16 protein-coding genes are annotated in these 11,669 nt (G+C 45.7%); 5 read left to right on the forward strand and 11 right to left on the reverse strand.

Going from position 1 to position 11,669, the window contains the following annotated elements; all coding sequences use genetic code 11:
- Nucleotides 1-2 precede the first annotated feature (2 nt).
- The 3 genes from FSB75_RS17965 to FSB75_RS17975 all read right to left on the reverse strand — a co-directional run bounded on the left by FSB75_RS17965 (nucleotide 3) and on the right by FSB75_RS17975 (nucleotide 1,887).
- Nucleotides 3-494 (reverse strand): MerR family transcriptional regulator, encoded by a 492-nt coding sequence (locus FSB75_RS17965; protein ID WP_146790314.1) that lies wholly within the window; start codon nucleotides 492-494, stop codon nucleotides 3-5.
- Nucleotides 495-608: 114 nt separating this feature from the next.
- On the reverse strand, nucleotides 609-965 hold the full coding sequence (locus tag FSB75_RS17970) for a hypothetical protein (protein ID WP_146790316.1): 357 nt from the start codon (nucleotides 963-965) through the stop codon (nucleotides 609-611).
- Between the two features lie 103 nt (nucleotides 966-1,068).
- On the reverse strand, nucleotides 1,069-1,887 hold the full coding sequence (locus tag FSB75_RS17975; protein ID WP_146790318.1) for an N-acetylmuramoyl-L-alanine amidase: 819 nt from the start codon (nucleotides 1,885-1,887) through the stop codon (nucleotides 1,069-1,071).
- Nucleotides 1,888-2,045: 158 nt separating this feature from the next.
- Here FSB75_RS17975 and FSB75_RS17980 point away from each other — a divergent pair, with 158 nt between their 5' ends.
- Nucleotides 2,046-2,627, forward strand: coding sequence for a type 1 glutamine amidotransferase domain-containing protein (locus FSB75_RS17980; protein WP_146790321.1), 582 nt, complete (start codon nucleotides 2,046-2,048; stop codon nucleotides 2,625-2,627).
- Between the two features lie 256 nt (nucleotides 2,628-2,883).
- Nucleotides 2,884-3,615, forward strand: a complete 732-nt coding sequence (locus tag FSB75_RS17990; protein WP_146790323.1) for a DNA-formamidopyrimidine glycosylase family protein — start codon at nucleotides 2,884-2,886, stop codon at nucleotides 3,613-3,615.
- Nucleotides 3,616-3,690: 75 nt separating this feature from the next.
- Here FSB75_RS17990 and FSB75_RS17995 read toward each other — a convergent pair whose 3' ends face one another.
- The 5 genes from FSB75_RS17995 to FSB75_RS18015 all read right to left on the reverse strand — a co-directional run bounded on the left by FSB75_RS17995 (nucleotide 3,691) and on the right by FSB75_RS18015 (nucleotide 8,177).
- On the reverse strand, nucleotides 3,691-4,374 hold the full coding sequence (locus FSB75_RS17995; RefSeq protein WP_146790326.1) for a DUF4166 domain-containing protein: 684 nt from the start codon (nucleotides 4,372-4,374) through the stop codon (nucleotides 3,691-3,693).
- Nucleotides 4,374-5,222, reverse strand: a complete 849-nt coding sequence (locus FSB75_RS18000) for a DoxX-like family protein (protein ID WP_227990632.1) — start codon at nucleotides 5,220-5,222, stop codon at nucleotides 4,374-4,376. The genes FSB75_RS17995 and FSB75_RS18000 overlap by 1 nt, the downstream gene beginning before the upstream one ends.
- Nucleotides 5,223-5,378: 156 nt before the next feature.
- On the reverse strand, nucleotides 5,379-6,407 hold the full coding sequence (gene pheS, locus FSB75_RS18005; RefSeq protein ID WP_146790330.1) for a phenylalanine--tRNA ligase subunit alpha: 1,029 nt from the start codon (nucleotides 6,405-6,407) through the stop codon (nucleotides 5,379-5,381).
- A 116-nt stretch (nucleotides 6,408-6,523) separates the two neighbouring features.
- Nucleotides 6,524-7,267 (reverse strand): hypothetical protein, encoded by a 744-nt coding sequence (locus tag FSB75_RS18010; RefSeq protein WP_146790332.1) that lies wholly within the window; start codon nucleotides 7,265-7,267, stop codon nucleotides 6,524-6,526.
- A 58-nt stretch (nucleotides 7,268-7,325) separates the two neighbouring features.
- Nucleotides 7,326-8,177: an alpha/beta hydrolase family protein gene (locus FSB75_RS18015; RefSeq protein WP_146790334.1), complete on the reverse strand. Its 852-nt coding sequence runs from the start codon at nucleotides 8,175-8,177 to the stop codon at nucleotides 7,326-7,328.
- An 88-nt stretch (nucleotides 8,178-8,265) separates the two neighbouring features.
- Between FSB75_RS18015 and FSB75_RS18020 the strand changes: the two genes are divergently transcribed.
- Together FSB75_RS18020 and FSB75_RS18025 are read left to right on the forward strand one after the other, a co-directional pair.
- Nucleotides 8,266-8,712, forward strand: coding sequence for an RNA recognition motif domain-containing protein (locus tag FSB75_RS18020; protein ID WP_146790336.1), 447 nt, complete (start codon nucleotides 8,266-8,268; stop codon nucleotides 8,710-8,712).
- An 80-nt stretch (nucleotides 8,713-8,792) separates the two neighbouring features.
- On the forward strand, nucleotides 8,793-9,248 hold the full coding sequence (locus FSB75_RS18025) for an iron chaperone (protein ID WP_146790338.1): 456 nt from the start codon (nucleotides 8,793-8,795) through the stop codon (nucleotides 9,246-9,248).
- A 75-nt stretch (nucleotides 9,249-9,323) separates the two neighbouring features.
- Here the strand turns inward: FSB75_RS18025 and FSB75_RS18030 are convergent, their stop codons facing one another.
- Nucleotides 9,324-10,019, reverse strand: coding sequence for a response regulator transcription factor (locus FSB75_RS18030; protein ID WP_146790340.1), 696 nt, complete (start codon nucleotides 10,017-10,019; stop codon nucleotides 9,324-9,326).
- A gap of 182 nt (nucleotides 10,020-10,201) precedes the next feature.
- Between FSB75_RS18030 and FSB75_RS18035 the strand changes: the two genes are divergently transcribed.
- The gene (locus FSB75_RS18035; RefSeq protein ID WP_227990633.1) at nucleotides 10,202-10,579 is read left to right on the forward strand and encodes a co-chaperone GroES; all 378 of its coding nucleotides are present in this window, start codon (nucleotides 10,202-10,204) and stop codon (nucleotides 10,577-10,579) included.
- 54 nt (nucleotides 10,580-10,633) lie between these two features.
- Here FSB75_RS18035 and FSB75_RS18040 read toward each other — a convergent pair whose 3' ends face one another.
- Complete coding sequence (locus tag FSB75_RS18040; RefSeq protein ID WP_146790342.1) at nucleotides 10,634-10,885, reverse strand: hypothetical protein; 252 nt, start codon at nucleotides 10,883-10,885, stop codon at nucleotides 10,634-10,636.
- Between the two features lie 75 nt (nucleotides 10,886-10,960).
- Entirely contained in the window at nucleotides 10,961-11,473 is a 513-nt protein-coding gene (locus FSB75_RS18045) for a hypothetical protein (RefSeq protein WP_146790344.1), read from the reverse strand.
- Nucleotides 11,474-11,669: the final 196 nt, after the last annotated feature.

Below are 11,669 nucleotides of genomic sequence, written 5' to 3' on the forward strand. Positions count from 1 at the left end.
CGCTACATGCTCGCTTTCAGCTCCAGCAAAAAAGTTTTTATTTTTTGCAGCGAAGCAATCAACTCGTGCGTTTCTTTTGCTTTGGCGTTCTTCTTCAAAAATTCTTTGGCGCCTTCGAGGGTAAATTTGCGGCGGCGAATGAGGTCGTGAATGAGCTGAAGGGTTTTAATGTCTTGGGGTCGAAACAGACGGTCACCTTTGCGGTTTTTGCGCGGCTCAAGGGCATCGAATTCGTTTTCCCAATAACGCAACTGCGAGATGTTGACCTTGAACATTTGCGCCACTTCACCAATGCCGTAATAGGCTTTCTGAAACAAGATTTCGTCTTCGGGAATTTCCGGCGTTTCGTCTAAAAACTCCGGCTCTTTCAGGCTTTTGCGGCCGCGTTTTGATTTTTGTTTTTGTGGCGGTTGCACCGGCTGGCCCGAAAGGAATTCTTTCGGCTCTTCGTCGCTGGAAAAATCAAACGTTATTTGGGGCAATTGCTTGGGCATAGCGTGATGGCGAAGATAAGTCACGTGAGACGTCAAACGTGAAACGTGAGACAAGGGTTCACGCCGATCAAAAAGTCTTTACAGTTTCACGTTTATCGTCTCATCTCCCGTTCCTCATTCCTTGCTCGCCCATACTTCGGCCTTTAGTCCAAGGCTGCGGTTTTCGTCCAGCGGAAGAACGATTAAGGGTTTGTTGTTGACGAGCGAGAGTTTTGTGAAAGCACTTTTCAATGGGCCCGATGTAAAGAAGATGCGCTGCGCGGCCACGCTTAATTTGTATTCGCCGGTTTCGCCGCCGGAACTCAGTTTGTAACGGCTGTCGTCAAGCAGAATGATGTCGCCTTTTTCCCATTTGTTTTGTGCGGCCTTGAGCCTTGTTTCGTATTTACCCGGCGGTAGTGTAGTTACGTTTTGAGCCCTTGTAAAAAACGCGGTAATGGAAAAAAGAAAAAGCAGGGTTGTGTGCTTCATAGCGATTGTTTTTGGATACGGTGCGGTTAAGGTATATTAAATTTCCGGCCGGCACAAAGCCCGGCTTTCGCTTCTTCTAAATCACGAACAATTCCGTGTTCGTTTACTCGTATTTACGGTATAATGTGTACAGTATTTTCCGGCCGTCTTCCGACAAGCGGCTTTGGCCTTCTTGCTGTAAATACTTGCGGTTAAAGGTTTGAATTACCGAGGTTGTGTCTTTGATGTTGTAACCAATGATGCGCAAAGCCTGCAGGTGATCAAAGGTTTGCGGAACCGTTACGCCGGTCGTGTCGCTCCACCAAAGGCCGAAGCCTGCATCGGCCAGTTTTTTCCAGGGAAAAGTAACGTTCGGATCATTCTTTCGCGTGGGTGCAATGTCTTCGTGACCGATAAAATTTGCGGCGGGAATGGCGTAAGCTTTTTTCAAATTGGCAAGCAGTTGCAGCAGCGTGTTGATTTGCGCCGTGGCAAAACTGTCCACGCCGTTGTTGTCAATCTCAATGCCAATGGAAGAAGAATTGATGTCGGTATTGTTTCCCCATTTGGCTACCCCGCCGTGCCAGGCACGCAGCAGGTCATTGAGCATGTGGTGAACGCTGCCGTCTTTGCAAATAACGTAATGCGCACTCACCTGTGTTTTGGGCATGGTAAAAGTTTTCAGCGTTTGATCGCAACTGTTTTGCGCCGTGTGGTGAATGACGACAAAATTTGGCTTGCGCATGTTGAAATTGGTGGTTCCCACCCAGTTGCTAACTATTTGCGGCAAGGAATCGTTCGGCGGTGCTTGCTTCAACAGTTTTGCGTAGCCTTTTGCCTGGCGCTTGTAGTCTTTGTTGGTAGCGGTATAAGGGTTTTTGTTGCAGTTGTAGAGAAGAAGGGTCAGGAAAGAAAGGAAAAGCGTATTCCGAAGGGATTTCATCGTGGTTTTTGTTGAAGCGCCAAAGTAGCGAAGTTTTCTTTTTGTAAACAAGAAATGATTGTACGATTAAGATTGTTGCGTCATCCGTTGAATCTCCGACAACGGTTTGGTTTTTGTGCCGTAAGCCTGTTGAAATTCTTTCACCAAAAACAAATTTTATGGCAAGAGACGTTAAAGGAAAAAAAGTCGCCATTCTTACCGAGAACGGCTTTGAAGAAGTGGAATTAACCAGCCCGATGAATGCCCTGGAACAGGCCGGCGCCGAAGTGCACGTCATCTCTCCGCAAAAAGACAAAGTGAAAGCCTGGAACCACGATCATTGGAGCATTGAGATTCCTGTTGATAAAGTATTAAGTGATGCTTCGCCGGAAGATTACGACATGCTTGTTTTGCCTGGCGGCGTGATGAATCCCGACACGCTGCGGCAGAACAAAGATGCCGTGGCCTTTGCACAACATTTTTTGGAACAAGGCAAACCGTTGGCGGCTATTTGTCACGGCCCGCAACTGCTGATCGAAACCGGCATGTTAAACGAACGCAATCTGACTTCCTATCCTTCGTTGCAAACGGATTTGAAAAATGCCGGCGCCATTTGGGAAGACAAGGAGGTGATTGTGGACAACGGTTTGGTTACTTCGCGCAAGCCCGATGATCTCGATGCTTTCAACAAAAAAATGATTGAAGAATTAAGCGAAGGCCAGCACGCTACGACGGGACAATTTACACAGCAGGAGAGATAGCTATCGATTGTAAACCGTCAGCTTTCGGCTGTTCGCAAAACAAAGAAGCCAACGTCCGCAAGCTGCGGGGTTGGCTTTTTGTCAACAACGAACAACGGAAAAACTTACTGAAGGTTTCGGGGTTATTCTACGCCGCAAAATACTAAAAATTTTAGCACGGTAAAATTTATTTCTTTCGTTTGCGCATTGCCCGTTGCCAATCGCTCATTGGCTTTCCCGTGGCTTCAATTTTGTAAGGCTTGCAATAAACAGTCAAATGCCGGAAGGGCCGTCGCTTATTTTATTTACAGAGGATCTGCAGCGTTTTGCGGGACAAAAAATTTTGGAAGTGAGCGGTAATTCCAAAATTGACCAGCAGCGCTTGGTGGGAAAGAAGATAAAGGAAATAAAAACCTGGGGCAAGCACATGCTCTGGCGCTTCGACGACTTTACGGTGAAGATTCACTTTCTCATGTTTGGTACATACTACATCAACTCCAGCAAAGACGCTAAACCTCGTTTGTATCTGCGTTTCCAAAAAGACGAATTGAACTTGTATTCAACGGCCATTAAAATTCTTGAAGAACCGCTGGACGAAATTTACGATTGGACGGCCGATGTATTAAATCCTTCGTGGGATGCAAAAGCTGCACGAAAAAAACTAAAAGCCATCCCTGATGCAATGGTAACCGATGCTTTGTTGAACCAGGAAATTTTTTCCGGTGTGGGTAACATTATCAAGAACGAAATTCTCTTTCGCATCAAAGTGCATCCCGAAAGTTTGGTGGGTGCTTTGCCGCCGCGAAAGCTGACGGAGATGATCAAGCAAGCTTCGGTTTACAGTTATGAATTTTTAGCGTGGAAGCGTGAATACGTGTTGAAGAAAAATTGGCAAGTGCACACAAAGAAAACCTGTCCGCGTGACGGTGCGAAAATTTGTAAAGCGCATTTGGGAAAGACGGACAGGAGAACGTTTTGGTGCGAAGCGTGTCAGGTGAAGTATGAGTAAAGTAATTGTTGAGTCATCGCACAAAACTTCGCCTCAACAATAACAACAATGGCGTAAAAGAACGACATAATTTTTTTACTCACGGATTTCTTCTCTTATTGGTAAAACATCATTTGGAATATCAATTGTTGAATTAACAGGAACATATTCTACGTCAAATGTTCCTTCGTAGCCAAATAATTTTCCCCAGATTTTGTTAGTTACAACAACGGAAATTTTAAACTTTTGTTCTTTGTCTTCAAACCATTCGCAAACATTTGCCTTACCTGAAAAAAGCATTGGGAATTTGAAACCAATTGCTCCTTCATAAAATCTTTGCTCGCCGGAGGTAAGATTTAATCCTCCATTTTCTGCGACCTTCATTTCAATATCAACTGCAAGGTGTTGATGCGTTCCTAAATAATCAACAATGCGTTTTCTTTTTTTGCTATAGATCATTGTTGCATCAAATCTTCTTTCACGATTTGGGAAACGATACTTGCGAATCCAAGTAACTGTTTCTCTTCCGAACTTGTCCTTGTAAGCATAATTCTCAATAGTGAAAGGAACATTTTTCCCTTTTTGAGGAAACATGATGTTTCTCCATGTACCAACATAAAGAAACGGCAGCGTATATGGCTTGCCATACCACACGCTTTGCATAATACCTTTTCCAATGGAAGCAATTTTGTCATTGCTGCTAAACCCAAACCGCTTTTGAATTTGCGGATGAAGTTTTTGAAAGTCTGAACCCAAAACTTGCTGATATATTGAACTCATTATTTCTGCTTGGTTATAGAGTTAGATGCTTTTGGCAAACATCCGACGTTAAGAATTGCAATTGTTGAAATTGCAATCATTGAAAGATTCAAAGAAAATGGATTGAACGGAAAAGTAAAAATCATTGCATTGCTAAAGAATGCTGTCGCTGAAAGCAGCAACAATGCAAATATGTTTATGATGTGAAGAAATTTTTTGTGAATGAAAAGAATGCTAAGTCCGAAGAGTATTTCTGCCCAACCTATAAACGTCAACACACTTTTTTCATTTCCCGTAAAGAGTCCTGACTGTTTTAATATTTCAACTTCTCCTGTGTCCGTGAATAAAAGTTTTGGGATTAGGCCTTGATAAATCCAAACCAAACTTAATGCTATGCCTGAAATGACAACTGTAAGTTTCGCTTTTATCACTTGCTTTGGATGCAGACCTTTTTCAATCCAGTTTTTTAAACAGTCAAAACTCCATGCAGTTGCCCAAACCATTAGTGGTCGGAAAATAAACTTGTCAAATATTTGTCCGAAGATTCCCCAACGGGTTTGATAGTCGTAGCCGGTGAAGAATTTTATTCCGCCTTGTTCGGGAACATACTTCCAATAGCCTGAACCTTGTCGGATAACTGATAAATTGCTATCGGATGAAAATTTTAAAACCGACGTGCTTTCTCCGCTGTCCTTGGTCTTGGTTGCAACACTTTCGCCGATACCATTTACTTTAAATCCAAAACCAATCTTAGTTGAGTAAAGAAACCTTTGAGGGCTTGTAGGATTGTCTTTCGGCAAGTATGTTATTTCTGAAAACCGCAAGTCCCACTGCTGGTGCGTTGAAGGGTCTTGCGTATATGTCCACAAAGTGTCAAGGTTGCAATTGATTTTAGTCTCTATGTAAAGTGGTCGTCTTTTCACTCACAGGGTCTTTTTAAAATGGTAGGTAGCACATAGATATGCGCTACTGCGTGCGCACCTTTCTTTGATAATCAAATTGAATTTGTGTTCATGAATCATCCCTCACGCTCCCTTAAACTGCCTCAAAAACCTCGCATCGTTCTCACTAAACAACCGGATATCATTCACGTCATACATTAACATCGCAGGTCGTTCGATTCCCATTCCAAACGCAAAGCCCGTGTACTTGTTTGAGTCAATGCCGCAGTTCTCCAATACGTTCGGGTGCACCATGCCGCAACCCAAAATTTCCACCCAACCCGTGTGCTTGCAAATGCGGCAACCTTTGCCGCCGCAAATGAAACAGGTTACGTCCATCTCGGCACTGGGCTCGGTAAATGGAAAATACGACGGACGAAAGCGCACCTTCACGTCTTTGCCAAACATCTCCTTCACAAAAAAGTAAAGCGTTTGTTTCAGGTCGGCAAAGGAAACGTTTTCGTCAATGTACAAGCCTTCGACTTGATGAAAAAAACAGTGCGAACGTGCACTGATGGTTTCGTTGCGGTACACGCGGCCGGGACAAACAATGCGAATGGGCAGCTTGCCCTTTTTCATTTCGCGTATCTGGATGTTGCTTGTGTGTGTGCGCAGGAGCCAGTCGGGATTTTGGTGAATGTAAAACGTGTCCTGCATGTCGCGGGCCGGGTGGTTTTCGGGAAGATTCAGCGCCGTGAAATTGTGCCAGTCGTCTTCAATCTCCGGTCCATCGGCCACGGAAAAACCAAGGCGCTGAAAGATGGAAACAATGCGGTTGCGCATGAGGGTTATCGGGTGCCTTGCGCCAATTTCTATTTCATCGCCGGGCAAGCTTAAATCAATCGCTGCTTCCGATGACTGTTGACTGTTGACTGTTAACTGTTTCGCTTCCTCATACTTCGCTTCGGCAAAACTTTTGAACTCGTTCATCACTTGCCCGGCTTCCTTTCTGCGGTCGGCGGGCACGTTCTTCATCTCGCCGAACAAGGCTTTCAAAATGCCTTTCGTGCCGAGGTATTTTATGCGGTATTCTTCCGCCTCTTGCGGCGTAGAAATTTGGTAAGCTTCAATTTCTTTGCGGTGTGTTTCTATTTGCTGTAACAACTCTTCCATGCGGGCAAAGATAAAGTCCGGCAGTCCTTTGAAGCACGGACAAAATGATGAGCAAAAACGAAAGAAAAAGGACGGAAATTTCCGTCCTCTCTCAGCATTCTTGTTTGACTGATTCTTTATTCTGAAGCGGCCGGCGTCGCAGCAGGCGCATCACGCTGAAGTTTCTTATGCGTGAACTGTGCCTTGTATGGCTCAACCGGATTGTTGTCTTTGTCCACCCATTCCAGCAGGCCAAGCAAGTCTTTGTACACGGTGAACTTCGGTGCGGCAGGCCCTTTCCACTCGCCGCGGGAAACTTTCAGCGCATGGCTCAGTAAGTTGTTTACTGTAGTTGCTTTTAATGTGCTTGGGAACTTGCCGCTCTTCATGCCTTTAATTTGTTCTTTAATGTGCGGTTTTTGAAAAACAATGTCGAGCAAATCATCGGCGGCAATAAACTTACCGAGTTCTTTTAGTGCTGTTAAAGCCTCGGCTTGCCAGGAGATGCGTTCGCCCGATTCGCTGCGGCCACGGCGGCTGCCGCCGGTTTCGCCTTCACCGGGTTCGCTGTGAATGCGCATGCGCTTGTCGGCGGAAGGATTTTCTTTGAAGTTTACCAGTGCATCCACAACGATTTGTTGCTGCCGCACTTCCTCGTCAAGCGAATCAATGTAATCTTTGGTTTCACTGAACTCGCGTTGGGCCTGTTCGTAAGCCAAACGTTTTTCTTCAAACAAAGGCAACAACTCTTCCCGTGTTCCTTGTAGTTTGGTGATTTGGTCTTTTGCGTTTTGCACCATGCGGTCGGTCATGCTGTCGGAGAGATTGAGCGTGTAGGGTTGCTTGCCTTTAATTTTCTGAGACAGTTCTTCTGCGTTCATTGCGGTGGAGTTTAGCGGTGGGTAAAGATAGAGAGAAGCGGAAAGCGCTGCGGGAAACTTAGGGCAGACGCGAGAAAAAACGGATGGTTTCATGCAAGGCTTCCTGCATTGCTTGAGGCAAATCATTGTGTGGCCAGGGATGCTTGCGGCCGAAGACGTGATCTGATTCGATTAATAATAATTCGGCATTTTTCGCAGCGTCTTTCAACTTGTGTGCTTTTTCTACCGGCACGGCCTCGTCCTTAGTGCCGTGGCAAATGAGCAATGGAATATTAAGAGTCGCAACTGCTTTCAAAATAGCAAGCCGTTCTTTGTTGCGTTGATAATCTTCGTAGAGTTGATAGTACAACGGCATTTCCTGCTTTGTGCGGCTGTTGGTGTAATATTCAACGCCGGTTTCTTTCCACCGTTGAATTTTTTCCTGCGGCCAATTGCCCCAAGGTGTTTTGCACTCGGCAACCGAAGCCCAGGCGGCAACGGCCTTCACCCGCTTTTCTTCCGCGGCTTTTAGCAGCACAATGCCGCCGCCGCGACTGTGGCCAATCAAGTAAAGATGATTTTTATCTATTGCTGCGTGATGTGGATTTTCGTCGCGCAACGCCCAATCAATCACGGTTTGCAGATCGGCCAGTTCTTTTGTGTAATTGTTGTTGCCAAAGGCTTCCAGGTCCACAAAATCTTCCGGCGCTTCGGGTGAGGTACCGTTGTGCGAGAAATTGAATTTGACAAAACAAAAACCCGCTTCGGCAAATTGCTCCGCGATTAAATCAAAGTTTCCCCAATCCTTAAAACCGTTGAAGCCGTGCGCATAAATCACAAGCGGTTGCGGCTTTTTTTCTTTGTAAAAAATATCCGCTGCGACGGGCTTTCCTGTTGAGCTTTTGAGAAGAAAATTTTTTTCTTGTGTCATGGCAGGATTTATGAGTCAAAGCTAAAAAGCTTTTTGCGGCGCTTTCCGCCGCCGCATAAGTTCTTATCTTCACACTATAAATTTTTGTATGAAACTTTTTGTTGCCGGCCTCCCGTACGACATGGATGATGCGGAGCTGATGGAAATTTTTGAAAAATTCGGAGAGACCAAATCGGCCAAGGTGGCCATTGACAAAGCCACCGGCAAAAGCCGCGGTTTTGGTTTTGTAGAAATGACCAAAGACGAAGACGCCAGAGAAGCCATTGAAATGTTGAAAGATATTGCCTTTGGAAAAAAACAATTGATTGTAAAAGAAGCCGAGGAAGGCGGCGGACGCGGGCCCGGCGGCGGAGGCGGTGGTTACCGTCCCGGTGGACAAGGCGGCGGTGGATACCGCGGAGGAAGCGGCGGCGGCGGCGGAGGCTATCGTCCTGGCGGCGGTGGCGGTGGCGGTTATCGGGGCGGCAGTGGTGGAAGCGGCGGATACGGCGGTGGCTACAACAGAGGCGGCGACAAAGACAAGCCTCGTTATTAATTTTAAAATGTGCAGCAGGCAGTGTGCGGTTGGCAGTAAGTTGCTGACGGTAAACTGCCTGCTTTTAATTTAAAAATACCATGACATCAACTGCAAAAACGCCGGCCGATTACATCGCTTCTTTACCCGAAGAACGCAAAGGGGCAATGCAAAAGCTCCGCGACACAATTGCCAAAAATCTTCCCAAAGGATTTGAAGAAACGATGACTTACGGCATGATTGGTTTTGTGGTGCCCCATTCAAAATATCCGGCCGGTTATCATTGCGATCCGAAGCTGCCCCTGGGTTTTGTAAACATCGGCTCGCAGAAAAACTACATCGTTCTTCACCACTTGGGTCTTTACGGCGACACCGTTTTGCTGAATTGGTTCACCGAGGAATATCCCAAATATTCCAAAACGAAACTCGACATGGGCAAGGGCTGCGTTCGGTTTAAAAAGCCCGAACAGATTCCCTATGAACTCATCGCCGAGTTGATGAAGAAAATAACGCCGGAAAAGTGGATCGAGATTTATGAACGAGCTTTTAAGAGGTAAGTACTTTTCGTGTATGGAACGTATAAAAGAAAAACTCAACCGCCAGGTTGAGTTTTTCTTTTGTCGAAAGGAAGACTATTTGACTACGAGCCGGAAACCGTTGCCGTGAATGTTTACGATCTCGATGTTCTCGTCGTCTTTTAAATACTTGCGCAGCTTGGCAATGTACACGTCCATTGAGCGGCCGTTGAAATAGGTGTCGCTGCCCCAAATGCGTTTCAACGCTTGTTCCCGTGGAAGCAAATCGTTCATGTGCTCGCAAAGCATTTTCAGCAATTCGTTTTCCTTTGGCGAAAGCGTTTGTGTTTTGCCGTCGTGCGAAAGTTCGCGCAGCTTCGGATTGAAGTGATACGAAGCCATGTCAAACTCGCGGTTCTCCGCTTCGCGGTTCAACTCTTCGTTGCGCTTTAAGATGGCTTTTATTTTGTGCAGCAGCACTTCGCTGTCGAAGGGTTTGGTGATGTAATCATCGGCGCCCAGCTTGTACCCCTGAATGATGTCTTCCTTCATTGTTTTGGCGCTTAAAAAGAACAGCGGCACATCGGGATTGATGTCGCGGATTTCTTCGGCCAGCGTAAAGCCATCCATATTCGGCATCATTACGTCCAGCAGGCAAAGGTCAAAGCCTTCGCGTTGAAAAGCGGCCAGGCCCAGGCGGCCGTCGCGTTCAAGCGTTACGTCGTAATCGTTTAATTCCAGGTAATTCTTCAGTACACTTCCCAGGTTGGTGTCGTCCTCGCAAAGTAAAATTTTTGCTTTTTTCTCGGCCATGATAACGGGTTTTAGTAGAGGTTAAAATTAACGCCTTTTCGCACAACATGTTTTCCGTTCAAACCATCCCTGCAAAAATTCGTCCATGCATACTTTTGCGGCAAAGAAGGATATTGAGATATTGGGATATTGCTGGTTTAAACTCAATGACTCAATATCGTAATATCCCAATATCATTTTTTATGGCGATGCACCTTACTCCCGATAACCGTTTGAAGAAACTCATTATCATTGGCGACCGCGTGCTGGTTCGGCCCACACGGCCCAACGAACGTACACAAACAGGCTTGTACTTACCGCCCGGCGTGCAGGAAAAAGAAAGGGTACAACAAGGTTATATTATCAAAGTGGGGCCAGGCTACGCCATTCCCATGCCCACCGAGGACGAACCGTGGAAGACACAAGAAGAACAAGTGAAGTATATTCCTTTGCAAGCGAAGGAAGGCGATCTTGCTATTTTTTTATTGGGCGGCGCCACGGAAATTATGTACGAAGGCGAGAAGTATTTCATTGTTCCGCAAAGTGCGATACTGATGCTGGAACGGGAAGAAGACCTATAAAATACTGAAAAGTTGTTTTGTAGAAGACTGGTCAAATCTTATGAGGGAGGAATTTTACGTGGCCTTTCCTTTTCGTTCCCAATGGTCTTTGATGAGACGTCCGTCACGGTCGTACTTCAGCGTTCGTGCGTAGCGGTTGCCTTTGATGATGCCTTCAGCGTTGGCCTTGCCCATGAAGAGTTGTACCGCGTTGCCTTCTTTATCGGTGATCAGCAACAAGTCGTAGTTTCTGTACCGCATCGGAACGTTGGAGGAAGGCTCAAATTTTTTGTTGATCTTTTTAAGGATGTCATCACCTAAAGTCATTGTCCTTGCTTGTACACTTTCCCTTGCACATTTGTTGCCAACTGCACCTCGTCGCCCCAAAAAATAACTGCTGTGCTACTTTGCGCCGCCTTTTGATTTTGTTTTTGCCTTTTTACTTTTTTCGACCGGCTTGTCAGGAGCCTGATTTGTACTTGCGCCTTCAGCAATCATGTACTCGGCAACGTCGAGTTGTAATTTGGAGCCGCCATCCGGATCGGAACCAAATGTAATTTTGGTAAAGCCGTTGTCGCTCTCGATCTCAATGATAGATTTTTCAGCGTTCTTATTTTCCTTTTTGGCCAGGGCTTTATACTGCGTTCGTCCATTTTTCAAATACTCCTTCCATTGACAGATTGAAATTTCATTAATTTCTCCTTCCACTGTTTCGGTTTCTCCCTGCATTGTCATTGTCAAAAGAAATTTATCGTTGTCGAAAACAACGGTTGCGTCAGTCGGTGATTCACGCACAACATTGCCGTCTTTAAGCTGTTTTATCTTGCTGCATTTAAAGGCTACTTTTTTATCGCACTGTGCGTGGGAGATTTGGAAAAACGCGAAGACGCCAAGGAGCAGAATTGTTTTTCTCATAAGTGATCTTTTAAATTTTGGCTAGTGAAACTACGGCATCCAGCGATTCTATCAAGTATTGTTTGCCACAGGCCGCTAAACAGCTCTCAGCTTTGCGTTAAAGGTGTGGCGGACAAGGTGAGCAATCGTCAACAGTTGGCTCACCGAAACAGCATTTAAGACAAGAGAAAAGGAAAGAGGCATTGGTTGCCGCGCA

This window comes from Flavisolibacter ginsenosidimutans (assembly GCF_007970805.1).
Classification (GTDB): domain Bacteria; phylum Bacteroidota; class Bacteroidia; order Chitinophagales; family Chitinophagaceae; genus Flavisolibacter; species Flavisolibacter ginsenosidimutans.